This window comes from Enterocloster lavalensis (genome assembly GCF_046603895.1).
GTDB lineage: Bacteria > Bacillota > Clostridia > Lachnospirales > Lachnospiraceae > Enterocloster > Enterocloster lavalensis.
This window is the reverse complement of sequence record NZ_CP176637.1, coordinates 5,490,373-5,514,794: the sequence shown is the minus strand read 5'-3', so window position 1 is coordinate 5,514,794 and position 24,422 is coordinate 5,490,373. Positions and strand designations below refer to the sequence as shown.

22 protein-coding genes and 1 riboswitch are annotated in these 24,422 nt (G+C 57.0%); of the genes, 2 read left to right on the top strand and 20 right to left on the bottom strand.

Annotated elements, in window-relative coordinates:
* The 7 genes from ACK2JC_RS24775 to ACK2JC_RS24745 all read right to left on the bottom strand — a co-directional run bounded on the left by ACK2JC_RS24775 (nucleotide 1) and on the right by ACK2JC_RS24745 (nucleotide 8,262).
* Nucleotides 1-1,074, bottom strand: a complete 1,074-nt coding sequence (locus tag ACK2JC_RS24775) for an efflux RND transporter periplasmic adaptor subunit (RefSeq protein WP_227170703.1) — start codon at nucleotides 1,072-1,074, stop codon at nucleotides 1-3.
* 35 nt (nucleotides 1,075-1,109) lie between these two features.
* A complete protein-coding gene (locus ACK2JC_RS24770) occupies nucleotides 1,110-1,727 on the bottom strand; it encodes a TetR/AcrR family transcriptional regulator (protein ID WP_320936782.1) in 618 nt (205 codons plus the stop codon).
* A 167-nt stretch (nucleotides 1,728-1,894) separates the two neighbouring features.
* The gene (locus ACK2JC_RS24765; protein ID WP_320936783.1) at nucleotides 1,895-2,464 is read right to left on the bottom strand and encodes a TetR-like C-terminal domain-containing protein; all 570 of its coding nucleotides are present in this window, start codon (nucleotides 2,462-2,464) and stop codon (nucleotides 1,895-1,897) included.
* Between the two features lie 129 nt (nucleotides 2,465-2,593).
* Complete coding sequence (locus tag ACK2JC_RS24760) at nucleotides 2,594-3,472, bottom strand: DUF362 domain-containing protein (protein ID WP_320936784.1); 879 nt, start codon at nucleotides 3,470-3,472, stop codon at nucleotides 2,594-2,596.
* 132 nt (nucleotides 3,473-3,604) lie between these two features.
* Nucleotides 3,605-4,498, bottom strand: a complete 894-nt coding sequence (locus ACK2JC_RS24755) for a glycyl-radical enzyme activating protein (RefSeq protein WP_320936785.1) — start codon at nucleotides 4,496-4,498, stop codon at nucleotides 3,605-3,607.
* A 13-nt stretch (nucleotides 4,499-4,511) separates the two neighbouring features.
* Nucleotides 4,512-6,809 carry a pyruvate formate lyase family protein gene (locus ACK2JC_RS24750; RefSeq protein WP_320936786.1) on the bottom strand — a complete coding sequence of 766 codons (2,298 nt, stop codon included), beginning with the start codon at nucleotides 6,807-6,809 and terminating at the stop codon, nucleotides 4,512-4,514.
* A gap of 55 nt (nucleotides 6,810-6,864) precedes the next feature.
* Complete coding sequence (locus ACK2JC_RS24745) at nucleotides 6,865-8,262, bottom strand: fructose-specific PTS transporter subunit EIIC (protein WP_320936787.1); 1,398 nt, start codon at nucleotides 8,260-8,262, stop codon at nucleotides 6,865-6,867.
* A gap of 254 nt (nucleotides 8,263-8,516) precedes the next feature.
* Here ACK2JC_RS24745 and ACK2JC_RS24740 point away from each other — a divergent pair, with 254 nt between their 5' ends.
* Nucleotides 8,517-9,275, top strand: a complete 759-nt coding sequence (locus tag ACK2JC_RS24740; RefSeq protein ID WP_320936788.1) for a DeoR/GlpR family DNA-binding transcription regulator — start codon at nucleotides 8,517-8,519, stop codon at nucleotides 9,273-9,275.
* Nucleotides 9,276-9,520: 245 nt separating this feature from the next.
* Here ACK2JC_RS24740 and ACK2JC_RS24735 read toward each other — a convergent pair whose 3' ends face one another.
* From ACK2JC_RS24735 to ACK2JC_RS24690, 10 genes are all read right to left on the bottom strand, one after another.
* A complete protein-coding gene (locus tag ACK2JC_RS24735; RefSeq protein WP_320936789.1) occupies nucleotides 9,521-10,141 on the bottom strand; it encodes a flavodoxin family protein in 621 nt (206 codons plus the stop codon).
* A 400-nt stretch (nucleotides 10,142-10,541) separates the two neighbouring features.
* A complete protein-coding gene (locus tag ACK2JC_RS24730; RefSeq protein ID WP_320936790.1) occupies nucleotides 10,542-11,567 on the bottom strand; it encodes a hypothetical protein in 1,026 nt (341 codons plus the stop codon).
* A gap of 113 nt (nucleotides 11,568-11,680) precedes the next feature.
* Nucleotides 11,681-12,058 carry a MerR family transcriptional regulator gene (locus ACK2JC_RS24725; protein WP_320936791.1) on the bottom strand — a complete coding sequence of 126 codons (378 nt, stop codon included), beginning with the start codon at nucleotides 12,056-12,058 and terminating at the stop codon, nucleotides 11,681-11,683.
* A 14-nt stretch (nucleotides 12,059-12,072) separates the two neighbouring features.
* Complete coding sequence (locus tag ACK2JC_RS24720; protein ID WP_320936792.1) at nucleotides 12,073-12,744, bottom strand: Crp/Fnr family transcriptional regulator; 672 nt, start codon at nucleotides 12,742-12,744, stop codon at nucleotides 12,073-12,075.
* Between the two features lie 84 nt (nucleotides 12,745-12,828).
* Nucleotides 12,829-14,637 (bottom strand): aryl-sulfate sulfotransferase, encoded by a 1,809-nt coding sequence (locus ACK2JC_RS24715; protein ID WP_320936793.1) that lies wholly within the window; start codon nucleotides 14,635-14,637, stop codon nucleotides 12,829-12,831.
* Nucleotides 14,638-14,777: 140 nt separating this feature from the next.
* The gene (locus ACK2JC_RS24710) at nucleotides 14,778-15,956 is read right to left on the bottom strand and encodes an NAD(P)/FAD-dependent oxidoreductase (protein WP_320936794.1); all 1,179 of its coding nucleotides are present in this window, start codon (nucleotides 15,954-15,956) and stop codon (nucleotides 14,778-14,780) included.
* A 27-nt stretch (nucleotides 15,957-15,983) separates the two neighbouring features.
* A complete protein-coding gene (locus ACK2JC_RS24705; protein ID WP_320936795.1) occupies nucleotides 15,984-17,444 on the bottom strand; it encodes a Na+/H+ antiporter NhaC family protein in 1,461 nt (486 codons plus the stop codon).
* 345 nt (nucleotides 17,445-17,789) lie between these two features.
* Entirely contained in the window at nucleotides 17,790-18,581 is a 792-nt protein-coding gene (locus ACK2JC_RS24700) for a protein-ADP-ribose hydrolase (RefSeq protein WP_320936796.1), read from the bottom strand.
* Complete coding sequence (locus ACK2JC_RS24695) at nucleotides 18,578-19,426, bottom strand: Sir2 silent information regulator family NAD-dependent deacetylase (protein ID WP_320936797.1); 849 nt, start codon at nucleotides 19,424-19,426, stop codon at nucleotides 18,578-18,580. The genes ACK2JC_RS24700 and ACK2JC_RS24695 overlap by 4 nt, the downstream gene beginning before the upstream one ends.
* Nucleotides 19,423-20,061, bottom strand: coding sequence for a 4Fe-4S binding protein (locus tag ACK2JC_RS24690; protein ID WP_320936798.1), 639 nt, complete (start codon nucleotides 20,059-20,061; stop codon nucleotides 19,423-19,425). The genes ACK2JC_RS24695 and ACK2JC_RS24690 overlap by 4 nt, the downstream gene beginning before the upstream one ends.
* Before the next feature lie 183 nt (nucleotides 20,062-20,244).
* Here ACK2JC_RS24690 and ACK2JC_RS24685 point away from each other — a divergent pair, with 183 nt between their 5' ends.
* Nucleotides 20,245-20,574, top strand: coding sequence for a helix-turn-helix domain-containing protein (locus ACK2JC_RS24685; protein ID WP_320936799.1), 330 nt, complete (start codon nucleotides 20,245-20,247; stop codon nucleotides 20,572-20,574).
* Nucleotides 20,575-20,576: 2 nt separating this feature from the next.
* On the opposite strand, the gene ACK2JC_RS24680 is transcribed toward ACK2JC_RS24685, so the two are convergent.
* The 3 genes from ACK2JC_RS24680 to ACK2JC_RS24670 form a co-directional block, all read right to left on the bottom strand.
* The gene (locus ACK2JC_RS24680; RefSeq protein ID WP_320936800.1) at nucleotides 20,577-21,242 is read right to left on the bottom strand and encodes an ECF transporter S component; all 666 of its coding nucleotides are present in this window, start codon (nucleotides 21,240-21,242) and stop codon (nucleotides 20,577-20,579) included.
* Between the two features lie 150 nt (nucleotides 21,243-21,392).
* Nucleotides 21,393-21,517: riboswitch (FMN riboswitch) on the bottom strand.
* A gap of 18 nt (nucleotides 21,518-21,535) precedes the next feature.
* The gene (locus tag ACK2JC_RS24675; protein ID WP_320936801.1) at nucleotides 21,536-21,931 is read right to left on the bottom strand and encodes a pyridoxamine 5'-phosphate oxidase family protein; all 396 of its coding nucleotides are present in this window, start codon (nucleotides 21,929-21,931) and stop codon (nucleotides 21,536-21,538) included.
* A 281-nt stretch (nucleotides 21,932-22,212) separates the two neighbouring features.
* A complete protein-coding gene (locus tag ACK2JC_RS24670) occupies nucleotides 22,213-24,411 on the bottom strand; it encodes a M13 family metallopeptidase (protein WP_320936802.1) in 2,199 nt (732 codons plus the stop codon).
* Nucleotides 24,412-24,422 lie beyond the last annotated feature (11 nt).

Genomic DNA, 24,422 nt, shown 5'->3' with positions numbered 1-24,422 from the left:
CTACTCACCTGCTTCCTGCTGCGCTTCTTCCAGAAGGACGTTTGCTCCGTCCACCAGCTCGTTGCTCCAGCTGGTGATCACCTGGCTGTCCGGCTGAAGTCCCGACTTCACTTCCATACGCTTAGAATCGTAGATTCCGCCAAGAATCATCGTCTTTTTCGCCACGCCGTCCTCATAGCAGTACACAAACGGCTGGCCCGCCGCGTAGTTCACCGCGTCCACCGGCACCGTCATCACGCCCCGGGCCTGGTCGATCACCGCGGTCAATTTGACCTTGGTGCCGCTCGTCAGGCCGTCCGCCTGGTCCACCTCCGCCTTCACGTCGTACAGCCCGGTGGACGGATTCACCATGGAACCGATCTCCGTCACCCGGCCGCTGTAGTCCGTGCCGTTTTTCGAGATCGCAACCGTGTCCCCGGCCGCCAGATTGGACCTGGTTTTCTCCGTGATGCCAAACTCCACCTGCACCCGGTCCCCGGCTGAGATCACGCAGACCTCAGTGCCGGTGGAAACATGGTCGTGGGGTTCCACATTCCGTGTCTCCACCGTGCCGCTTATGGGAGCGGTCACCGAAGTGTACTCCAGCTGCAGATCATACTGGTGTTTGGCGGCCTCGTATGCCAGCCGGGCGCTCTCAGCCCCGTCCCTGGCCTGTTCCATGGACTGCTGGGACGCGTAACCTCCGGCGTAGAGCGGCTCAATCCGCCCGTACTCCCGGGCCGCCTCGTCGGCCGCCACCTTTGCCGACTCCATCTGAAGCTTTAAGGAGGTCAGCGCGTCGGAATCGATCTTTAACAACGCCTGCCCTGCCTGAACCTGATCTCCGGCCTGGAAATACACCTCCAGCACCTCGCCGCCGATTTTCGGCATGACCGCCGCCCGGGACTGGGGCTCCACCGTGCCCGTCAAATCCGTGTACAAAACAATATCCCCGGTCTGGGGAACCTCTGCGGACACCGTGGGGCGCGTCTCGTACTCCGCCGGTTTTTCCATTCCTTTCATCACGCGGAAGAAAATCCCTCCGGCCGCCAGCAGGACGACCGCTCCCGCAATCAATATCGTTTTCTTCTTCATCACACTCATCTTCCTTTCTGTCCGGGCTATGCTTCCTACGCCCTGATTCCCTGTTCCAATATGCCAAGCTGCTTTTCCACCGCTTTCTCCAGCTTTAAAAGCCCGGAGCATTGGTCAAAATACAGCAGCACCGCCTTGTATAGTATCGACATCCCCATGTCCAACGCACAGGCCAGCCCATCTTCATCCAACCGCGGATAGAGGGCGCGGTCCAGAACCTCAAAACAGGCCCGGCCCCGGCTCTTCCACTTTCCCGCCCGGTAATATTCCTGTTCCACCTGTACGAAGGCCGGTCTGCAGCCCTCATCCTCCAGAATATGCCTGCCGACCTGTGAATACATCCGTCCCACATCATTTTCCGTCAGCAAACGGAACAGCCGCTCCATGCTGTCGTTAAAGATTCCCTTCTGACTGCGGAAGGAATCCAGCAGCATCTCCTCCACCTCCCGCTCCATCGTCCTCAGCATACAGGAAAACATATCGTCCTTCCCGTCAAAATACGTGTAAAAGCTGGCCCGTGAGATACCGGCCCGGCGGATCAGCCCGCTCACCGTGATCTCTATGTAGGGTCCACTGAGAAATGCATCGCGCATGGCCTCCAAAATCATCTTCTGTTTGCAGCTGCTCAGATTTAAAAATTTCTGTGTCGGCACACTGTCTCACCTCCTCTGCATGGCGTGCCATTGCGGGCAGTCATAATCATACATTATAGTTTGATTTGTCTAACAGACAATAGACAAATAGGGGCCCGGTGCACAAGTTTTGTGCACCGGGCCCCTATTTGCCCAAATTTGTTTCCCGCATCCCGCCGCGGGCTATATTACTCCGGCTGTTCCACGCTGCGCTTTAACGCCTCCGTCACATCATCTCCGAAAATGACGTTCAGGCGGTGCAGGGTCCGCTGTATGGGCGGCTTCTCCCCGCTCTCCAGCCACTCCATTATAAAGCCCTTGATTGCGTACTGGTAAAAACGGCTGATCAGCGCCTTGTCCTCCTCCGTGGCCGGAATTCCCTCGGACAGGATATCCACCAGACGCTCGAAGATCACGGAAACGGCCTGATCCATGTACCGCTTGACCTCGCTGCCGGAGGACTGGTTCAGGTTGTAAAACAGCGCTCTGTGGCTGATCATACTGTCCAGCCCCCGCACGATGAACTCCTCCGGATTGCAGCTGCCCAAATCCTTCTCAAGCCGTTCCACCATACGCTGGGACTCCAGACGTAAATACTCCTCCAGCACCTCGTACACGTCCTGATAGTGGTAATAAAACGTGTTTCTGGAGATCTGGCATTGATCGGTGATCTCCTTTACCGTTATTTTATCCACGGGCTTTTCCGAAGCCAGCTCGGAAAACGCCCGCAATATCTCTCGTTTCGTCAGTGTCGTCACGTATTATCCCTCTTTACTTTTTACATGTGGGAATATTATACAGCAAACGATTCTGAGATACAAGTGCCGGTTTTTATATCGTTCCGTTATAGTTCCGTTAACAGTTCTGGCAGTCTGCAAAGAATTTGATCAGTCCAGCGCCACCAGCTCGTATTCCCGCCGCCCCAGCCCCAGGGCCTGGGCCGCCTCCACCGTGTGGATGCCGTTACGGCTCTCCATCCGTTCAATGAGCGCCGCCTTGCCGCTGTCCGGGGAATTGTAAACCGCGTCCACGCAGGCCTGATCCAGGGCCACCGGGTCTAAGGAGGCGAAAATGCCGATGTCCGCCATCTCCGGGTCGTGGGGATGGGCGTCGCAGTCGCAGTCCACGGACAGGTTGTTGGCCACATTGATGTAGGCGATGTTCTCCCGGCCCATAAAGTCCATCACCGCCTTGTCCGCGTCCGCCATGGACTCCAGGAAGGAGTCGTGGTCCGCGGCGAAAACGTCATCGAAGGACAGGCTGGCGGCGGAATTATGAATCCAGACCTTGCCGCGGGCGGAAGCCACGCCGATGGACATATTTTTGAGAGCGCCGCCAAAACCGCCCATGGCGTGCCCCTTGAAATGGCTGAGCATCAGCATGGAGCCGTACTCCTTGAGATGGGTTCCCACGTAGTTCTCCCGCAGATGCTTACCGCCCTCCACCGGGAGCGCCATGTCCCCCTCCTCGTCCAGGAGGTCGCAGGGCGCGATGGCCGTGAACCCGTGCTCCTCCATGGTATGCCAGTGGGCCTCCGAGGTATTGCGCCTGCCCTCGTAGGCCGTGTTGCACTCCACGATGGTGCCCTTTAACTCCTGCACCAGGTCCTTGATCAGGTTGGGATTTAAAAAGTTATGGCCGCCCGGCTCGCCGGTGGAAATCTTTACCGCCACGCTCCCCTTCAGCTCCGCACCCATGGCCCGGTAAATGCGGACCAGGGCCTGGGGCGTGATTTCCGGTGTGAAATATACCTTTGACTTTTCCATTTATACCTCCTTGGTGGGTGTGTTTCTCGTTTCTATCCGGTATCTTACACCTTGGAGTGCACTCTAAGTCAAATGGTTTTTTCATTTTTTCAGGCGCTGGAAACCAGATGTTAAAAACCTCCCCCAGCGCCGTCACGCCTGAAATATCCGAACTCCGCCGTACCGGACGATCCCGTCGATCCAGCGCTCCACCTCCGCCTGCTCAGGAGTCCGCACATCGCTCAAATACAGGTCGGAACCGATATTTTTCGCCTTTCCCTTCCCCATATCGTGGTAGGGGATCAGGTCGACGGCGGAGACGCCCGACCGGCTCAGGCTGGCGATGGCCCGCAGATGCTCCTCCGAAAGGTTGTAGCCGGGTATAACCGGACAGCGCAGCCGCACGTTTTTCCCCGCTTCCAGAAGCAGCCGCAGATTCGCGAGAATCAGGCTCTGGCCCACGCCGGTCAGACGCCGGTGAAGCTCCTCCCCTGTGGCCTTGTAGTCGAACAGAAACAGGTCCACATCGGGCAAAAGCCTTTGGTACGCCTCCCAGGGCGCGAAGCCGCTGGTCTCCATGCAGACGTGAAGCCCAGCTCCCTTAAGGGCCCTGCACAGCTCCCGGGCGTAGTCCGCCTGGGCCATGGGCTCCCCTCCGCTGATGGTCACTCCGCCCCCCGAGTCCTCATAATAGTCGCAGTCCTTCATCACCTCGGCCACAACCTCCCCGGCGGACCTCTCTCTTCCATATATCCCCAGCGCGCCCTGGGGGCAAATCTCCAGGCACGCCCCGCACAGCATGCAGTCGGAAAAACGGAGGCGGTGAACCCCGTGATCCATCTCATGGACGCGCTGCCCGCAGACAGCCGCGCAGGTTCCGCAGTGGGCGCAGCGGTTCCACTCGCAGTACAGCTGCCGTTTGATGGAGTTGGATTCCGGGTTATGGCACCACAGGCATTTTAACGGACATCCCTTCAAAAATACCACCGTGCGGATTCCGGGGCCGTCATTTACGCAAAACCGCTGTATATCAAACACAATCCCCATGACCGGCACGCTCCTAATTCAGTGTCCGGGAGATCACCTCCCGCTGCACGTCCTTTTCCAGATTCACAAACTTGGCGCTGAAGCCCCCCACCCGAACCAGCAGATTGGGATACTTCTCCGGGTTTTGGTACGCGTCCTCCAGCTCCCCCCTGCTCACCACCGAGATCATGATCTGCCCGCCCCCCTTGCGGAAATATGTCTTTAACAGCGCGTTGACCAAATCCCGCTTCTGCGCGAACATGGAGCGGCTGAACTTCATATTCTGGACGGAACCGGCGTGAATATCGGTTCGCAGCTTCACCAGGCTGTTGAGCATGGCCGTGGGCCCGTTTTTGTCGGCTCCGCCCTGGGGATTATTTCCATTATTCATGTACATGGCGTTCAGCCGTCCGTCCGCCGACGCGCTGGTCATACGCCCCCACTCCGTGTTCACCTGGTTGTTGATCACCACCACATTGTAGGAGTGAAACCCGTTGGGTTTTGCCTGGTCGCTTACCTTGCGGCAGATATACTCGTGGAGCAGGACCGCGATGTCGTCCGCGTATGGGTCGTCATTTCCATATTTCGGCGCGGACAGCAGATCCCGCCGTAGCAGCTCCTCCCCCTCAAAGTTTTTGCCTGCGGCGTCCACAATTTGGCGCAGCGTGTATTTTTTCTTGTCAAACACCCAGTATTTGACGGCGGTGAGGGAATCGGCGGCATTGATATTCCCGTACGTTTCCAGGGTTCCCCCCAGATATCCGGCGCCCCCGTCCAGCACCGCCTTCCCTCTGGCAATACAGTCGCGGATCAAAAGGGAGGTGAACAAAAATTTCATCCGGCCGTTCATAAAATCGTAGGAATACCGGTGCGCCCTGGCCGTCCGTTCCACGTAATAATCAAGCAATGCGGCGTACTGCTTCCAGACGTCGTCAAACGTGTCCATTTTCTCCGGCGGAAGGAGGGTCAGGCCCCCGCTCTTGTCCTTCCCATCCCAGGGATCAATGCCGCCGTTCAGGGAAATATTCAGGATTTTCAGCAGATTCAACAGCACATTGGGCGTTCCAATGCTCTGTCCAGAGATAACAAACTCGCCGCAGCCAAAGGGCACGTAGTCCTCCGCCGTCTGTGAATCCACCCGAAGGGCCTTCCCGGCCGAGGGAATGTTCACGTCGTCGTTGTAGAGAAGCGGGTAGGTGCAGCCCGTGGAGATGGCCTCGATGGCCAGATCGTACACCTCCCGGTCCATGCCCTGGTAAATTCTCAGGGTAAACTGCGGTTCAATGTCCCGGTTGATCATCAGGGCCCGGATGGCCAGCTTGCAGAACAAATCCTTTGCCTGCGTATGCTTCCTGCCCTTTCCCCCCAGAACCACGCGTCCGTTGACGTTGGTCCTGCGGGCCTCCATCAGTTTAAAGAAGGAGCAGATATAAGCCACAGCCTCCTCCCCGGTGTACAGCCCGCGGTCCAGGTCGCGCTTCAGCAAATCGCCCAGATAGTCGTCGATGCGGCCGTAATTGACCACACCGGCCAGCAGGGAATAGATCCAGGCCAGCTCCATCCCCTCCACCATGGTTTCCGGCCGGTCCGTCAGAATGTGTTCCAGCGCGCCCTCCAGTACCTGCAGCTGCCGCCTGCGCCCGGAATCCGCCGCGCGGTCCTTCTCCTCTCTGCACATGTCCCTGTGAAATGCGATGGAATCGCGCAGAATCCCAAGGCATTCTAAAAAGCACTCGTACAGGTCCCGTTTTTCCTCCTCCGTCTCCCGCTCCAGGTTTTCCCGAATCTCCTGCTCCAGGCCGGGGATTCCCAGGCGGATCAGCTTCGGGTAATCCAGGTAAGTTCCGCTCAACCGGGCCGTGATCACGGCCGGATACTTGGCGTCCACGAATTTTCCGATGGTGTTTTCCGTCAGCGTTTCATTGTAAAACAGGCTTCTGGTGTCGTTCTCATCCCAAAACCGTTCCAGCCGGTTCAGGCGTTCAATCAGAGTCCGGTCCTCCGTGCTCTTTCGCAGCTGCTCCATTTTGCTGAACACGCAGTAATGGCCCACCCCGCCCACCGAGGTCACGCAGCCGAAGCCGATGGGCAGCACGTCGCTCCTTCCCACTATGAGGTCCTCCGGTTCCATCGGGCGGAACATCCGTGGAAATAAAACCTTCATGCACTCGATCTCCCTGCGCGCCGCCGACTGCCCGCTGTATTTGATAAACGCGTCCGTGTACGCTTCCATAATTTCGATCTGCTCCACCAACGGTTTGCAGCAGGGGATTTTTTTGCTTACCTCCACAATTTCTGCCACGCTTTTATCATTTTTTCCTTTACCGCTCATGATTCCTGTCCTTTCCTACAGTTTGCCGGGGCCTTCCCGCCGCGGCCTCGCCGGATCACCCGGCATTTCCGGTTCTGACGCTCTTCATCAGGATGATCAACACCGCAGTGACCACGGAACCGGCTGCCAGAGCCGCCAGAAACGCAACCGCGTTTGTGATTGCATTGGGAATAAACAACAGGAAAATGCCGCCGTGGGGCGCCATGATCCCCGCCTTCAGCGCCATGGACACCATTGCGCCCACCGCTCCGCCCGCCATGCAGGCCGGCAGAATCACCTTGGGATTTTCCGTGGCAAAGGGGATCGCTCCCTCCGTAATATAGCTCAATCCCAGAAACAGAGCCGCTTTTCCCGCTTCCCGCTGGTCCTGGTTCCACAGCGCCGGGCGCACGAAGGTCGCCAGTGCGATTCCAAGGGGCGGAACCATTCCGCAGACCATAACCGCCGCCATGGGCTCATATACGCCTTCCGCCACCATGCCGATGGCAAAGGCATAGAGAACCTTTGAGAACGGTCCGCCCAGATCCCAGTACAACAGCCCGAATATAATTCCCAGCACCGCGATGCTGCTGCCGCTCATGCTGGTGAGGAAGGACGTAATCCCCGCCTGCATGGCGCTGATCGGCGTTCCGATCACATAGATCATCATCAGGCCCACAACGGCGGTTGACAAAATCGGAATTACCAGAATATCCTTCACACCCTGAAGACTTCTGGGAAACGGCAGCTTCCGGCTCAAAAACAGCGTCAGATAACCGGCCCCAAAGCCCGCCAGAATACCGCCGATAAACCCGGCTCCCACCTGTCCGGCCAGCCAGCCGCCCACAAGACCGGCCGCAAAACCGGCTTTATCCGCGATAGAGTGGGCGATGTACGCGGACAGCACGGGAACCATAAGCCCCAGCGCCCCCGCCGCTCCGATCTGATAAAAGGCCCACGCCAGGCTCCCCTCCTCCTGAAACGCGTAGATTCCGAAGGCAAAGGAAATCGCCGTCAGAATACCGCCTGCCACCACCACCGGGAGCATGTAGGAGACGCCGGCCATCACATGTTTATAAACGCTTCTGAATCCCTTGTTTGCCAGGGATCCCTGGCTGCCCGCCGTCTCCGCCGCCGCAGCGTTTTCCCCTGCCACCACAACGGTTCCGATCCCATTTAACGCATCTTCCATGATCTTCTGCGGCTCCCGGATCGCCTGGCCCACATTGACCTTGAGCACCGCTTTCCCCGCAAACCGGCTCTCGTCGATCTCCTTGTCAACCGCCAGTATGATGCCGTCCGCCTCCGCGATCTCCCGGGCGGTCAGCGCGTCCTGGGCCCCGGTCGTACCCTGCGTCTCCACCCGCACCTCATAGCCCAGTTCCTTTCCCACGTTCCGCAGCTTTTCCGCGGCCATATATGTGTGGGCGATTCCTGTGGGACAAGCTGTGATTGCAACAATTTTCTTACTCATAACTTCCACCCTCCTGCATGCTTGTTTTTGCTCATTTACTATCGATTACGAGGATATATTACCATAACGCGCGCGTGTTTTCAAGTTTTTAGTGCTCATTTAATCATTTAATCAAGCATGATATTGCCATTTGTGCTCATTTCTGGTAATATAAGTATATCCAGGGGCGGAAATACGCTGCCGGCCGTTTTGTTTCCCGGGAGAATTTGATTACGATTAGTGCCGCAGGCAGCGGCGGCGGATGGGAGATCAGTATGTTTGAAGAAGAGAGAAAGATATCCATTCTAAATAAAATCCAGTCGGACGGAAAGGTATCCGTGTCCGTGCTCGCGAGGAAGTACAATGTCTCGGAGTCCACAATCCGCCGCGATCTGACGTCCCTGGAGAACTCCGGCTTCATCAAGCGGACCCATGGCGGCGCCATATTGCAGGGAGCGGCAAACAAGGATTACTTTTACAATGAAAAAAAGAATTTTTATCTGAGCGAGAAAAAGGAGATGGCGCGGGTTGCGGCCTCCCTGGTGCGCCCGGGCAACACCATCTTTCTGGGAACCAGCACCTCCACCAATCTGATGGCCCAGCGCCTCACGTCGGCCAACCTGACAGTGGTGACCAATTCCCTGGACGTAATGAACGCGCTGTCCCAGCACAGCGATTACAACCTGGTGATTATCGGCGGCAATTACATCAAAAGCGCGCGCACCATCGAGGGAATGACCAGCCTGGAACAGATTTCCAAGCTGCATTTTACCCAGGCGTTTCTGGGCGCCAACGGCATCGACCTGGAATTCGGCCTGTCCACCTCCAGCGACATCGAGGCCAACAGCAAAAGTGCGGTGATGAAAAACAGCTCGGAGGTGTATTACCTGTGCGAGCCCGCAAAATTCAACCGGATATCCGCCTACAAGATATCCGACCTCAACCAGGTTACCGGTATCATAACCGACGCCTCCCTGGACGCGGATATCCGGGCAACTTACTCTAAGCTGTGCAGGATTATTTCGGAAGTGTAAACGCGGCCTTCGGGAGTCATCGGAGGGGGGTATTTTGGCTGCGATCGCATGAAGGAGCGGTTTTTGTTTCGCGCTCCGGCGGGTGTCAGACCGGCGCAGGCGAAATGGGCGTACGGTAAAACAGGCGCACGGTAAAATGGGCGCACGGTAAAACAGGCGCAGGGATGATTCCCCGCGCCTGTTCTGTACATTTCCCTGTGCATTTACATTTCCCTGTGCATTCCCCCAAAAGGGGCGTTTCATAATTACCGGATAAAATTCGTCCACTCATTCGGCTCATACTCCGGCGCCGGTACGCCGCACTTCCTGCCGGCTTCGATGCATTTGAGCAGCCAGACCATGTTCAGGGCCAGGGTGCGCATGGTCTGAAGGCCCTCCAGGTCCTGCTCCACCTCCCCGGGCTCGTTACCGTGGACCTGGTTCCAATACTGAGACGACACCACCGGCATGTTGCTGATGGTGAAATACTTGTTCAGCCGGTCAAAGGCCGTGGTGGCGCCTCCTCTGCGGCAGGACACCACGCTGGCTCCCAGCTTTCCCGCCATGCGCCCTCCTGCGCTGTAAAACAGGCGGTCAAGGAAGGCCGTCAGCTGGCCCGACGGTCCGGCGTAATACACCGGCGAGCCCACCACGATGGCGTCGAACTCGTCCAGCCGCCCCGCCACCTGGTTGACCAAATCGTCAAAGGCGCAGCGCCCCGTGCGCTCGCAGGTCCCGCAGGCGATACAGCCCGCCACCGGCATCTTCCCCAGGTACAGAATCTCCGACTGGATACCGTTTTCATTCAGAATGCGCTCCACCTCGCTGAGGGCGGTGTAGGTGCAGCCCAGCTGGTTGGGGCTGCCGTTGATTAATAGTGCTTTCATGGGGGTACCTCCTTTTATCTTTTTTATGGTTGACTTATGATGTTTGATTATGTGTGGTCCTATAAAGCAGCGATATAACCGCAATGCTTACGCCTGCTGTCTGAGCTCCCCATTCAGAAACACCTGAAGCAAATGTAACAAGGCCTGGCCGGTGTGACTTGCTATTACATCGGCAAATGGCTAGACAGAAAGTAACGCTCAACAGCTAGCCAGGGATATTCCCTCCCTAAAAGGAAAAAGAATCCCCGAAGGGTTGCCGCTCTTCGGGGATTCGCTTGTGTTGCAATGCACACAACATCTTTTCTCTGCTGATATAATCATACCACCGCTGTCTAATATGTGTCAAGACTATATTGATTTTGCGCTTTCTTCAGCATATACTCTATGAATCATCTGTCAATCACTGCACCCACGCCCCATCACTCCCCACATAATACCCATCCGGCGTTGTCGTGTCGTGCAGCATCTCCCCATTCTCGCAACAGTAATACCATTTCCCATTCCAGAGAATCCATCCGGTTTTCATATATCCCCGCTCATCGAAGAAATACCAGTAGTTATTGATATACTGCCAGTTGTTTTTGGTATAGCTCTTATCCGCGTTGCAGTACCACCAGCCCACGTCGTCCCTCAGCCACGCCCCCGAGTAAACTCCCGGGCCGCCGGAAGTGCTGGGGCTTGTGGAGCTTGTTGGGCTGCTGGAGGTGTTCCTTGCGTTGCGCCGGATGTCCGACGCCTCCGACGAGCTCACATACCGCTCATCCGACTCCTCCCAGCTGCCCTTGTTGGAGGCGTTGTATACGCCGCGCACCCGGAAATAATAGTATCCGCTCTGGGTGAAATGACTGGAAAAATCATAGCTGGTATCGGAAGTGGAAACGACGGACGTGACCGAATTGCCGCCCCGGTAAAGGCGCACCTCGTACCGCTTGGCGTCCTCGGCGTCGTCCCAGTAGGCGGTTCCGTCGGATTCGTCCCATTCCAGGCCGTCCACGTACAGGTCATAGTCGTTTTCGTCGTCCAGCGCATCCAGGGTGATGTTGACGTAGAACGTGTAGGAGCCGGACCTGCTGACGGAAGTCACCTTGCCGTCGTCCCCACTCAAGCTCACGTCGCTCTTGGTCAGGCCGCTGGACGGAAAATAGTACCGGTCCCCCGCCGTCAGGGTGACCTTCAGCTTGGGTTTATCCCGGCCCTCCCACTCGTCCTTCGGCTCGTTGGTGACCTCCACCTCATCCACATCGTAACGGCTGGAATTGGTGGTCACGCGCACATCCGAACTGCTGTCCCCCGCCGTGATATGCGACTCGATGCGCAGGGAAATGCTGGTGATCTTGGTTCCGTTGGCCGCCATTGCCGAAAATGGCAGCGCCGCGGTCAATGCCGCCGCGAGCAGGCAGGCGACCGCGCCTTTTATCCCTCTCATACGTTGCCTTCTCCTTCCCTTTTCTTTCTATAATACCTGAAAAATGCAATAAAATCATAACTTTTTTCTGACTTTTTTCAATCAAAACACTGTATTTTGATTTTCTTTTTGCCCTACCGCTTCATCTGCCGCTCCACCTGCACGATGCCCCGCTCATAGTTCTCAATTTTCTGGTTCAACAGGTCCAGGGACTCCTGCATCTGAGCCATGCGCTTCACCAGCTGCTCCCGCTGCTCCACCAAAATCGCCTTGCGGGCCGCCTCGGTGTGGTCCCCCTCCCGAAACAGCGCCACATACTCGATCAGCGCCTCGATCTGGACGCCCGCCTTGCGGAAGCACTTCATCAGATTCACCCAGCGGCAGGATGCCTCGTCGTAATCCCGGACCCCGCTCTGCGTCCTGGGCACCGGCGGAATCAGCCCGATGCGCTCGTAATAACGCAGGGTGTCCGCTGAAATATCGTACTGTTCGCTTACCTCTTTAATCGTCATTTGTACCTCCCCCTTCACAGCAGCTCGTTTAACCGCCCCATGTCCACCTCGCGCATCTCCTTCTTCACAATCTTAAAAAAGCCTTCCTTCTCCATCAGCTTCAGCTCCTGGTTCAGGGAAGCCCGGCTCACGTGAAGCATGTTGGCCAGCACAGCCTGGGAACAGGGCATATGAACCGCCTCGTTGGGAGTCAGATTGTTCATGCCCACGATCCAATAGGCCACCCTCTCCCGGATGGTCTGGTAATTGAGGCAGTGGAGGTACAGCTGGTTTTTCAGCCCCCGCTGGGATATGTAAAGCAGCAGCGCGTACATCAGCTGCTGGTCCTTGGAAAGCATCTCCTCCATCGCGTAGACCGGCACCCAAATCACCGTGGATTTCTTCTCCGCGTACAGCGAATACGTGTAATAGCGCTCCCCGGAAAAGTAGAGGAATTCCGGGAAAATGTCCTTGGGTTCAAAATAAGCGTGGCACATCTCCGTCCCGTCCAGGGTATTGTCCACCGCTTTCAGGATTCCGGACACCACGATACCGAAATGGTTGATCTTCGTCCCCTGCGGGTGAATGCACTGGGAGCCCTGATACTCCTTTTTTGTAAAATAGGACTGGTATCTGGCATCTCTCCTGCACAGATCCGCAAAGGGAATCCTGCAGGAATTCCCAGTTATTGTAAAATAATCATGCATACAAAAACCTCCCTGAACGTGCCACAAAGAGGGGCTGTCAAAAACAGCTCCTCTTCGCCTCTAACTCATTTCCTTATCTCAATCTTATGCCAGCGGCTTATCCAGAATGTCGCAAAGGTCGTCGTAGTCCTTTTCGCCGTTGAACCGCTGTACTTCCTCTCCGTTCTTGAAGATCGCCACCACCGGGATTCCTCCGATATGGCAGGTGTCCACCAGATCCTGGTTGGCGTCCACGTCCACGTAGCGGATCTCGTACTGTCCCTCATACTCTTCCTTCAGCGCCTCCTCCAAAACCGGATGCAGGGCCTTGCAATGTGTGCAGCGCTCCGCTCCGAAGAGCACCAGCACCGGTTTGTCTTTCACCTTCAGCACCTCGTCGTTCCAGGTGGAGATGGATACCGGCTTGAAGAAGGAGGTATCAACCTGGAACACCTTCTCACGCTTGGTTACATCCTCCTCGTCGTCCGTGGCAACACAGAGGGCTACATCTTGATAATACGGCAAAGTTCCGGGAATATCAATCACTTTTTTCGCTCCGAAGGCGCCTGCGCCGGGAACGCGGTAGGTCACGTTGTCGATGGGCTTGATTTCCACCTCCACAGGGGTCGGCTCCTGGGGCACATAGCTGTAGGGATAGCGGTAAGCCCGGTAAATCATATTGTTCTTCGGACCCTTCTCGTTGTGGGTGTAGTACGGGGAAATCCACTCCCATACGATCTCGTGGTCCGGCGTCACCTCGATCAGACGGCCGTCGGAGCCCTCGGTGATCAGGGTGTTGCCGTTGGGCAGGCGCTGTGCGCTGCTGACGTAGGGGCTGTAGAACTTGCTGGCGTCCGTGGGGATCGCGTGGCCCAGCTCCTTGGGTGTCACCTTCCAGACAATCTCCAGAGTGATGGGGTTGAACTCCAGCACGCGGCTGTAATCCCTGTGGGCGTTCTTCGCGCCGATGGGTGCCGCCGGGTTGGGAACACCGTAGCCGCCCCAGCCGCCGTTGTCGAATACCATCAGGTTTCCTTCGCCCGGAAGCCCCTTGGGGATCATGTGGAAATGATGCTGGCCGATAATCCAGCCCAGCTTCTTAAGCTCCGGCGTGGCGTTGAAGTCCGGTCCGATGCGCCATACGATCTTGCCGGTCTCCTTGTCCAGGATCGCCAGGATGTTGGCCTCGCGGCAGTCAAAGATAATGTTCTCAGGTTTAAAGCGCATGTCGCCCTGGTCGTACCACTTGTTCGGCCCTAAGTAGCTCATGCAGTTCACATGCAGGTAGTCGCCCACGCCTCCGTCGGAGGAGCGCATGTTGGGATCGCGGAAGAGCACGTTCTTGGCGGCCTCGTCAAAGCCCAGCTCGTCAAAATGCTCGCTGATGGACCATTTCCAGAGGATATTTCCCTCCCAGTCCACTTCGATCATGGCGTCGTCCAGCAGCTTCTTGTCGGAAATCTTCGGGTTGCGGATGGTCTGGTGCACCAGGATTAAGGTGTTGCCCTCCAGAGGCTTGGCGTCCATGCCGGGCACGTAGTAACCAACCGGATTGCCCTCTCTCTGATAGTCGTGGTGCTGGCGTGCCATCCAGCGGTGATCCCGTCCCGGATCGTCGATATTTTCAAAATGGTCGAATTCCCACACAATGTTGCCGTCGTAGTCGATCTCCATCAAATTCACGCCGTCCTGCATGCCGTAATCGGGATGACGGTAACCGGAAAGGCCCATCACATACCCGCCGGGCAGCAGTTTGGGCGGCATAGCGTGCATGTTCCAGCGGCGGACTTCATTTCCGTTCATGTCGAACAGCAGCACGCCGTCGTTGATCAGCGGAACGATGGTGTACCCGCTCCAGCATTTCTCAGGGTTGTAAATTGTAACTCCGTGTGGAAAAACAAGTGGTTGTCCCATAATTCATATCCTCCTGAACTATCTTTAATATGTTAAATTTAAAATCAATTTGATTTTCAGCTTCCGGACGGCCCGGCCGTTTGGCACCGGACCGTTTACACAACTTCATATTCCGGCTTCTAAGACCGGCGGCAGCGCGCTTAACAGTTCTCCGCCGCCTTCACCTCTTCCAGCACGCCGTTCCGGTAAAATGCCGCGGACACGGTTTTCTCCACCTTCAGATTCTGGTACAGCAGGTTCTGCCGGGTGATGTCCTGGCGGTAAATCTTCCAGTCTCCGGCCAGCTTCTTCTCCAGCTCACCCACCGTCTGAATCTCCTCGTTGCTGTAGGGGTTGTAGAACAAAAACGCCACATTTCCCGAATCGGGACTTAAAATATCCTGAATCTGGTTTAATTCCTTCACATACCGCTCCGAGGCCACGGCCGCAACCGCGCCGTCCGCCGCCGAGGTGATCACCTGGCGCAGGAAGGTCTGGGTACAGTCGCCCACCGCGTACAGGCCGGGTACATTTGTCTCCATCTTCTCATTGACCTTTATGTAGCCGCTGTGGTCGCATTCCACCATGTCGCGAACCATCTCGGTCTGGGGAACCATACCCACGAAGAAGAACAGCCCATCGGCCTTCACCTCCCGGATCTCGCCGGTGTCCACATTCTTAAGCACCAGGGATTCCACGTGGTCGCCGCCCTTAATCTCCTGCACGGTGGAGCTCCACACAAAATCGATCTTGGGGTTCTTGTAAGCGTGTTCCGCCGCCACCTCGTTGCAGTCCAGATGTCCCTTCTCGTGGAGCACGATGATGGTCACCTTGGAGGCGAAGCCGGTCAGGTAATCCGACTCCTCGATGGCCTGATCCCCTGCGCCCAGGACGAAAATCTCCTTGCCCTTGAAAAATTCCGCGTCGCAGGTGGCGCAGTAAGCCACGCCGTGGCCGGTAAACTCCTGCTCGCCCTTGATTCCCAGCTCTCTGGGACGGGTGCCCAGGTCCAGGACCACGCTGTGGGCCTTAAAATCCCCTCTGCGCTTGGTGCTTACCACAAACAGGTCGCCTTCCTTGCGGATGCTTGTCACCGTAGTCCGCTTTAACTCCACTGTGGGATGACTGGCCGCGTGCTCCCGGAACCTCTCCATCAGGTGCTGGCCGGTGTCCACGATGGTGCCCGGATAGTTGCGGATCTCGTAGGTATCGTTGATGCGTCCGCCGTAGCTTCCCTTCTCAAAGAGCAGGGTCTGCCGCTCAGACCTTCCTGCGTAGATGGCCGCCGACAGACCGGCTGGGCCGCCTCCGACGATGATCAGATCATAAATTGAATCCATAAATTCCATCTCCTATCTATAAAAAGCTTAAACATGATTGGTTGCCGTTATTTTATCCAGCTTTTTACGTTCCCCCGGCTCCCGGCCGATTCCCGTGGCCACCCAGAACACGCAGATTCCCGTGAGAATCAGGCAGTAGAAGGAGCAGCAGAAAATTTCAAAAGGCGTCACATGGGGCAGATAGCTGTGATTCTGCACCATCTCGTTGATAATAGTTACGCTCCCCATGACAAAAGCGCTGTTAATGGGGATAATGGAGCTGAAGTTGGTTGCGTTTGCCGTCAGGAGAATGCTTCTGCGCTCCGGCGGAATTCCGCTCTCCTGCCCGATCCGGTCCGCCATGTCCCCGAACATCAGGATGGACGGAAGCACGCAGCCCGCCAGCAGAATGTTGATCACAATGGTTCCGGCCATGAGCACGGCCTCGGCTCCCCGCTTGGTGCTGGTGAATTTTCGGGACAGAATCCAGTTGCAACACTTCTCCAGCATTCCGCCGTCCACCGCCACCGCGATGAGGCCGTACAGCAGGATGGTGGACACCGCCACGTCCAGCATGCCGTATATGCCCTCGAAGATCATTCCCTTAAGTCCAGACGTGGCATAGTCGATGGACACGATATCGGAAAATGTGAACAGTCCGCCCAAAAGGCCCACAACCAGACCGGTCACGATAGCGAAGGACAATCCCACAAACAGGTTGCTGGTCTTAAAGCAGATGGCTAACAGTACCGCGATGGGAATCAGCATGAGCAAACCCTTTGCCTGGGAGAACGCCTCGATCTGAGCCATATCCCCCATGGTGCCGCCCCGTGCGCCGAAGATAAAGAAAATCACGATGGCCGCCGCCCCGGCTAACAATATGTAGGGCGTTCTCTGACGCAGGGTGGCCAGAAGTTCAGCCGGCTTCCCCGTGGCCTTGTCGTGCTGGATCATCACCGTAGTGTTGATCACCTGGGAGCTGGGGGATAAGGCGTCCCCGAAGAAAATACCGCTGATCAGCGCTCCGGTCAGCATGGCCGGGCTGGCTCCCAGAAGGATCCCCGGCGGATAGAAAATGGGAATCACCGCGAACAGCGCCGCAATGGGCGCGCCCGCACCCATGGAGATCACCGCCGAAGCCAGGAAGCTGAACACCACGAAGGCGCTTCCCCGGATCCCCAGGTTTAAGCTCAGCCAGATGAAGCCGTTTCCGATCTTGCCGGTGTTCATCATTTTTGAGAAAATGCCGATGATCAGGAAAATGAAGATCAGCCTGGAATTCCCGTACTGAGCCAGACCGTGAACCACGGAGTCCCAATACTTCCCTTTGTTCCTGCAGACGAAAAATCCGGCCAGCAGGGAGATCACAGCCGCAAAGATCAGGCCCTTCATTGAATAATAGTGATATCCCACCGAAAATATGCCGCCCAGGAGTATGTACAGCCCAAATGGCAGCATGGCGAACGCCGGACTTCCCCAGAACTTTAATTTCGGTTCCTCCGCTTTCATTCTCTCCACCTCGTTTCCTTTTGCTAGTTAAAATTATAACAGGCTTTGCGGATGATGTCTGTCGGACTCCCAACACTTTCGTAAATTTTTATAATTTTCTTCCGCAAGGGCGCAAAAAAACCGCCACAATTACTTGCAGCGGTTGGGCCAGGCAGCGTGAAAGCCGCCTGGCCAGGAGCTTTTCGCCTACTGATCCGGCAGGCCGGGCGGACCTTTTGTTGAATCCATTAGGGCGCGCCGGACGGGCGGCGCGCCACCGGCGGCATGATACCGGCGGATCGGCCGCTAAAACAACCGTCCGCCGCCCAGACCGCCGCGCCTGCGCGGCCTGGTTCGTTAAATTTCTCACTTTTCCAGCTGTCTCCTGTAAAGCTCCAGATCCCGGTCCGTGAACACGTTGAAAATCACCTGCCCGACCGTATCGTCCTGTTCCAGGAACCGTTTCACCGTCTCCACCGCGATTTCGGCGGCCTTCTCCTGCGGAAAGCGGAACACGCCGGTGGAGATACAGCAGAACGCAACGGATCTCAGGCCGTTTTTCGCGGCCAGCTCCAGGCAGGACGAATAACAGCCCGCCAGCAGACGGCAGTCCTGCTCCCGCAGCGGCCCCGAAATCACAGGCCCCACGGTGTGCAGCACATAACGGCTGGGCAGATTGAAGGCAGGCGTGATTTTCGCCCGGCCCGTGGACTCGGGGCGCCCCTGCTCCCGCATCAGGCGGTCGCAGGCCAGCCGCAGCTGGACTCCGGCGCAGGTGTGGATGATGTTGTCGATGCAGGAGTGGCAGGGGATAAAACAACCCAGCAGGGCCTCGTTGGCCGCGTTCACAATGGCGTCGGCTTTCAGTCTGGTGATGTCCCCCTGCCAGAGAAACAGCCGCCGCTTCACGCCCTCCGCCCCCGCCGGAGCCAGATTCCGGCAGTCCACAATCCCCCGGCGCAGCGTTTCCTCCTTCAGATATGCGTCCTGCACATCCAGAAACTCCGGCTGGGCCGGGGACGGACGGCGCAGGTTCATCAGGGAGCGCAAAAGGCGTTTCTGCTCCTCTTCGTCTCCCGGTATTTCCAATTTCCGGTATTGCGGTTGCTCCTCCAGCAGTGAACGAATGAGAAAAAGCCGCCGTTCCTTCTGTGTCATCCCATTTTCCTCCTTCCCGCCAGCGCCTCCAGAACCGGCCCCATATCCCCGTTCAGGCACAGGGAGCGGTCCCGGATTTCTTCCGGCGCCCAGGCCTGGTCCAGATTTACGCAGATGTAAAACGCCTGGGGCCACCGGGCGGTCATCTGCCAGAACGGAAACTTGATGATGCCGGGGGTGTTCATCCCCACCCCAAGCTCCAGAAACACCACCCTGCGCCTTTTATTTTCCTGTAAAAAGTTCTGGTAACGCAACGCCGCCTGCTCCCAGGCCCCGTCCTCCACAAAATTTCCGTCACAGCGGAGATTTACTTCCATCCTTCCTCCGCAGACCGGGCATTTTGGCACCAGCTCCGTTGGAATCCTGCAATCCTTCTGGCGGGCCACCATCTCCCGGACCTGAGCCTCGTTGCCGTACAGCGTTTTATGACAGGCCCTGGCGCACTGAAACAGCCCGTAGTCCCCCTGGGTGGCAAAAATCCGCCGGCTGTCAAACCCGGCCAGCCAGAACTGGTGATCCACATTGGTAGTCAACACAAAATATTCTTTGTCCCGCGCCAGGCGGTACAGATCCAGATAGGCGTTTCCCGCCGGCTGGTCGTAGCGGTTGTAATAAATATGGCGGCTCCAGTAAGCCCATTTCTCCTCCTGGGTCTCAAAAGGGTAGAAACCGGCGGAATACATGTCCGTCATTCCATATTTGCGGATAAAATCCCCGAAATACCGCCGGAACCGCTCTCCCCCGTAGGTGAGCCCCGCCGCGGCGGAAAGACCTGCGCCGGCCCCAATCACCACCGCCTGCGCCTCTTGCAGCTTTTCCCGGATCAGCTCCACCTTCCCGTTCATTTAACTCCTCCCCTGGCCGCCCCTCGCGGGCAGATTTCCACGCAGTTTCCGCAGTGCAGACAGTGCTCTGCCTGGATTTTAAAGGGCGTCCGGCTGCTGTCGATGCAGTTCTGGGGACATTGGGACAGACAGAGGCCGCAGCCATCGCAGTCCGCTGTGATGTGATAGCCCTCCTGCTGCTGTCCCTGCACATCCCCCTCCCCCAAACGGAAGCTTCGGCGGATAATGGGCTTGGCGGATAAGTCGAAATACTCTCCCCGGCCCTCGTACAGCCGGAACACCTCCAGCGCCCGGCGGCTCTCGCAGGTGGGGTAAATCTCCGCCATATAGGGATTTTCCTCAAAGACCTGATCCAGCAGGCAGCCTCCCATATTCGCCACCCGGCCGCGGACGGACACCGCTTTTTTCTCCATAGAACCCTCGCCGCCGGTCATGCCGCTAATCGCCACATAGCGCTGTTTCATCAGCTGCCGGTAAAACTCTTTCCCTTTGGCCGTGATAAAATACAGGCTGTTCTCATCCACAAGCATAATATCGATCACCCGGGTCACAGGCAGCCCATCCTCGTCCACGGTGGCGAACACGGTGGAATGAATCTCCTCTTTTAAAATCCTCAGATAATCTCTGGTCTCCATAACGCTTCATCCTTTCCTGAATCCATATCCCTTATCCCATTTTAGCGCCGCCGCTCTTTCCCGTAAATTACGCACTGAAAAGTGGCATAGTATCAAAAGTATACTGTTAAGCTTGCCAGCCGTCCCGTAGTGGTATATAATAGTCTTAAACAGTTATTTAGATACCAAGGAGGTGTTGGACCGATGGAAACGAATACCAGGAAAATGCCGGACTGCCCCGTGGAAATCACCCTGCAGCTGATCGGCGACAAGTGGAAGGTGCTGATCATCCGGGACCTGCTGACCGGCACCAAGCGCTTTAATGAACTCATGCGCTCGGTCACCGGGATCACCCAAAAGGTCCTGACCAGCCACCTGCGGGCCATGGAGGCCGCCGGGCTGGTCAACCGAACAGTCTATGCCGAGGTACCGCCCCGGGTGGAATACACCCTGACGGAGACCGGCTACAGCTTAAAGCCCATTTTGGACAGCATGGTGGCCTGGGGCGACGGCTACAAAAAGAAAATCAACTGACCTCAGTCCGACCAGCCCTTTAACAGCCGTCTCAACCGCTTGTAGACAAGAAACGCAATGACGGAGACACTGGCGTATTTAAACAGGTTGAAGGGCAGCATGGAGAACAGCATCATGGAAAACAGGTCCGTCACCCACGGGGAGGTGGCCCTTGCCATGGCCACGATGCTGTCCATGCTCATTCCGTACAGCCGGGCATAGACCGGAAAGATCAGGAACAGGTTGTAAAGCAGGGCCGAGGCGGCCGCGCAGGCTGTGGCCGCGGCCAGGGAGAGGGCCGCTCCCCTGCGGGTGTGCCACCTGCGGTACAAAAGCACGGCGGGCAGCATGTAGCTGACGCTGCCGATCATATTCGCCAGCTCCCCAACGCCCATGGTGACGGTGCCTTTCAGCAGAAAGCTCAGGCCGATCTTCACCGCGATGATCCGCATTCCAGCCAGCGGCCCCATGATAAATCCCCCCAGAATCACCGGCAGGTCGGAAAAGTCCATTTTCACAAATCCCGGCGCCAGCGGCACCGGAAATTCCATTGCCATCAGCACCGCGCTGACGGCTCCCATAAACGCGCTCAAAACCAGGGGCCTGACTGCGATGCCTCCGGCCCTGCTCTTTGCTGCTGTTTTCTCTGCAAGCGCTTCCCGCGCTGCAGCTTGGCATGTTTGTTTCATCTTGACGCCTCCTTCATGTTTGACCCCCCGGCCCATTGCATACGACAAAAAGACCCGGGATCTCATCTCCCGGGCCGGAATGCCGCCAAATACGCCGCCTGCGCTTGCGGCCTGACATCCAGACACAACGCTGCGGCATCGATTGCCGTTTTTCCTCTTTTCCCATCCGGACTATACCGTCGGTTCCGGAATCTCACCGGATCAACCGCAGCCATTGGCCGCCGCTCGTGGACTGTCACCACCGGTCAGGAATTTCACCTGCCCCAAAGAGATTGTGTTTATGTAATTTCAGATCAGAATTCATAGGGCGGATTGCCGGAGAAATCAGCGATCACGCCGTGGGGATCTTCCAGATAAAACACCTGGAAAATCGGATTGTCCGCCCTGGCGTACTGCCCCTTTACAATCGGGTTGGCCATGCAGGCTTCCTTCACCTTCATGTTGTTCTCAAACACCGCTTTGCCGTGCAGGCGCAGCCAGGCGAAACCGGCGTCGGACACGCTCACCTCCACCTGCGGGTTGGCCTGCATATCCTGATAAACGTCCTTTTGGCTGTTGGTACAGAACCAGAGCTTCCCGTCCTTCTCAAAGCAGAACATAAACGGGCGGCACTTTGCCTTCCCATCCCTGCCCACGGTAGCCAGATACTGCACCGGATTTGCCTGCAAAAATTCTATCACTTTTTTCATAAAGTTTCAATCCTTTCCCTCAAATCAATTTTTATTCAAACCTTTTACCGTCAGGAACGGCCGTTTCCTATGACTGTATTATAGATCGGTACAGCCTTTGAGGGAAGAACGCACTTTCAAGTGGGATAGGTTCCTTTTAGATACTTAATATCTTTTTAATACTATTAAATACCGCACCCCTAAGCGTCGGGGCCGTTAGGCGGCCAACGCCAGCAGGCTGCGGCGGTGGCCCCTTACATTTGACAAAAAGTACGCCTCGTACCGGGTCGGATAACCTTTTTCTACCAGATTCCAACCCGCTGTTCCGGCGCGAGATACATTTTGTCCCCCTCCCTGAGCTGAGGATAGGCCAGATAAAATGCGTCGGTGTTGCGCAGAACCGCGTTGACCCGGACTTTTGCCGGGGAGTGCACATCCGTGTTCAGCCGCCGGATCATGGCCTCGCCCGTATATTTGGAGGCCCAGATGGTGGCAAACCGGGTGAACAGCGCCCGCAGTCCGTCCGTGTCGTCCCCCACAATGGAGGTGACGCAGGAAAGGCTTCCCAAATCCGCGATGTTCTCCCCCAGCGTCTGCTCACCGTTTACAAAACGGCCCTCAAATCCCTCCTGTCCGTCGTAATAGTCCGCCACCTTCCCGGCCAGGACCCGGAAATTCTCCAGGTCCTCTTTGGTCCACCACATCTTGTAATTTCCCTTCTCGTCGTACATGGCCCCGGAGGAATCGAATGCGTGGCTGATCTCGTGGGCGATCACCATGCCGATCCCGCCCATGTCGGTGGCCAGATCTGCCTCGGGACTGTAAAACGGCTCCTGCAGGATTCCCGCCGGAAATACAATTTCATTGCCCGAGGGATTGTAGTATGCGTTGACCGTCTGGGGCGTCATGGCCCATTTTTCCTTGTCCACCGGCTTTTTCCCTTCCTCCAGGTCGAAGGTCGTCTCCGCGCGCATAAGCGCCAGGACGTTGCCGATCAGCGTCCCGCCCTCCTCCGGCGGGGTGATCCTGGCCGTAGCGTGGACGTCCGTAAAATGGTCGGGATATCCCACCTTGAGCGTCATGGAATCCAGCTTTTTCACCGCGTTGGCCTTGGTCTGATCCCCCATCCAATCCAGGGCCAGTATCCGTTTCTTGTATGCGGCCAGAATCTGCCGGATCATGGCGGTCACATTTTCCTTGTCCTGCTCGGAAAAGCATTGTTCCGCATACAGGCGGCCGAACTCAAAGCCGAACATGGACTGCGTCATCTCGCCCGCCAGCTTGTCCACGTCCTTCATCTCCGCGATTCCGTTCTGAAAATTGTGCCAGGCCAGGGCGTTGTCTTGCATCTGCGGCGTCAGATACAGGCTCATATCGCTCAACAGGCAGAACACGGTGTAATTTTTCAGCAGCTCCAGGTGATCTTCGGTGAGCCAGTCATTGCAGGCTTTTAGCGCCTTCACATCCGTCACCACGTAAAAGTCCCGGCCTGCGATTCCCAGGGCGTCCAGGTAAGCCGGTACGTCCACATTTGACAAAAGCTGCTGCAGCTGGGCTGCGGTGTACGGATTGTAATAGACATCCGGGTCCTGCCTGCGGCTCAGCGGCAGGGTGGCCGCGGCCAGTTCCCGCTGAAACGCCAGAATTTCAGACGCAGCCTTTTTCGCGTCCCCCGGCTCCATGCCGCTGTACTCCATCACCCGCCCGATATAACTCTGGTATTCGTCCAGAAACGATCCCATAGTCCCGTCCTCCAGAGTCTCCTTCCCCGGTCCCAGGTCCGGCTGAAAAAAGCAGTACACATACTTGCTGGAATCGCGCAGATCCTCGGTTTTCTGGACGTTGATCAAGCTGGTCAGCCCCAGGTCCCGGCGGAGTCTGGACAGGCTTTCCAGATATTGGGAAATAGTGGCGGCACTGCGGACGGAGTCCAGATAATGGGCCAGACCGCCGAGCCCGGCCGCGGCGCGGGCGTCCTCGTCCAGCGCAGTCCGATAAAAGTCCGCGATCTTCTGCTCCGTGGATCCCATTTCCAGGGAAGGGCGCTTCTTTACAGTCTCCTTTAACAGTTGATCCAGCGTCCCATAGGCGTCCTGGTTCAGCTGGTAGAGATAACTCCAGGAGCTGGAATCCCCCGGAATCCGTGTCTTGCTGAGAATATCCCAGTTGACGTACTCGTAATAGTCGTCCTCCAGGCGGGGGCGCAGCCGGGACTTCGCAGCCTGTCCCTCCACGGCCGGAGCGGCGGACGGGGGATTGGCCTGGGCGGCAGACGACGGACGATCCTGGGCCGCGGGACCAGCTGTCGATAGACGGTCCGGAGCTTCGGGACCCACCGTCGGTGAACCGGTATTTTCCCGGCCTTCCCCGGCGGCAAAACTACCTGCGCCGGAGTTCTGCGCGGATTGCGGGGCGGGGGTTTTCGCCCTGCAGGCGGACAGGGCGAGCACAGTGGCCCCAACCACCACAGCCAACCACAGTTTTGCGTTTTTCTTCATCATACGATCTCTCC

Coding starts and splice junctions, on each gene's coding strand:
- ACK2JC_RS24670 (WP_320936802.1), bottom strand. CDS start 24,411: ATGATGAAGAAAAACGCAAAACTGTGGTTGGCTGTGGTGGTTGGGGCC.
- ACK2JC_RS24685 (WP_320936799.1), top strand. CDS start 20,245: ATGGAAACGAATACCAGGAAAATGCCGGACTGCCCCGTGGAAATCACC.
- ACK2JC_RS24675 (WP_320936801.1), bottom strand. CDS start 21,931: ATGAAAAAAGTGATAGAATTTTTGCAGGCAAATCCGGTGCAGTATCTG.
- ACK2JC_RS24710 (WP_320936794.1), bottom strand. CDS start 15,956: ATGGATTCAATTTATGATCTGATCATCGTCGGAGGCGGCCCAGCCGGT.
- ACK2JC_RS24720 (WP_320936792.1), bottom strand. CDS start 12,744: ATGCATGATTATTTTACAATAACTGGGAATTCCTGCAGGATTCCCTTT.
- ACK2JC_RS24755 (WP_320936785.1), bottom strand. CDS start 4,498: ATGGGGATTGTGTTTGATATACAGCGGTTTTGCGTAAATGACGGCCCC.
- ACK2JC_RS24750 (WP_320936786.1), bottom strand. CDS start 6,809: ATGAGCGGTAAAGGAAAAAATGATAAAAGCGTGGCAGAAATTGTGGAG.
- ACK2JC_RS24700 (WP_320936796.1), bottom strand. CDS start 18,581: ATGACACAGAAGGAACGGCGGCTTTTTCTCATTCGTTCACTGCTGGAG.
- ACK2JC_RS24705 (WP_320936795.1), bottom strand. CDS start 17,444: ATGAAAGCGGAGGAACCGAAATTAAAGTTCTGGGGAAGTCCGGCGTTC.
- ACK2JC_RS24690 (WP_320936798.1), bottom strand. CDS start 20,061: ATGGAGACCAGAGATTATCTGAGGATTTTAAAAGAGGAGATTCATTCC.
- ACK2JC_RS24775 (WP_227170703.1), bottom strand. CDS start 1,074: ATGAAGAAGAAAACGATATTGATTGCGGGAGCGGTCGTCCTGCTGGCG.
- ACK2JC_RS24695 (WP_320936797.1), bottom strand. CDS start 19,426: ATGAACGGGAAGGTGGAGCTGATCCGGGAAAAGCTGCAAGAGGCGCAG.
- ACK2JC_RS24680 (WP_320936800.1), bottom strand. CDS start 21,242: ATGAAACAAACATGCCAAGCTGCAGCGCGGGAAGCGCTTGCAGAGAAA.
- ACK2JC_RS24760 (WP_320936784.1), bottom strand. CDS start 3,472: ATGGAAAAGTCAAAGGTATATTTCACACCGGAAATCACGCCCCAGGCC.
- ACK2JC_RS24745 (WP_320936787.1), bottom strand. CDS start 8,262: ATGAGTAAGAAAATTGTTGCAATCACAGCTTGTCCCACAGGAATCGCC.
- ACK2JC_RS24725 (WP_320936791.1), bottom strand. CDS start 12,058: ATGACGATTAAAGAGGTAAGCGAACAGTACGATATTTCAGCGGACACC.
- ACK2JC_RS24740 (WP_320936788.1), top strand. CDS start 8,517: ATGTTTGAAGAAGAGAGAAAGATATCCATTCTAAATAAAATCCAGTCG.
- ACK2JC_RS24715 (WP_320936793.1), bottom strand. CDS start 14,637: ATGGGACAACCACTTGTTTTTCCACACGGAGTTACAATTTACAACCCT.
- ACK2JC_RS24730 (WP_320936790.1), bottom strand. CDS start 11,567: ATGAGAGGGATAAAAGGCGCGGTCGCCTGCCTGCTCGCGGCGGCATTG.
- ACK2JC_RS24735 (WP_320936789.1), bottom strand. CDS start 10,141: ATGAAAGCACTATTAATCAACGGCAGCCCCAACCAGCTGGGCTGCACC.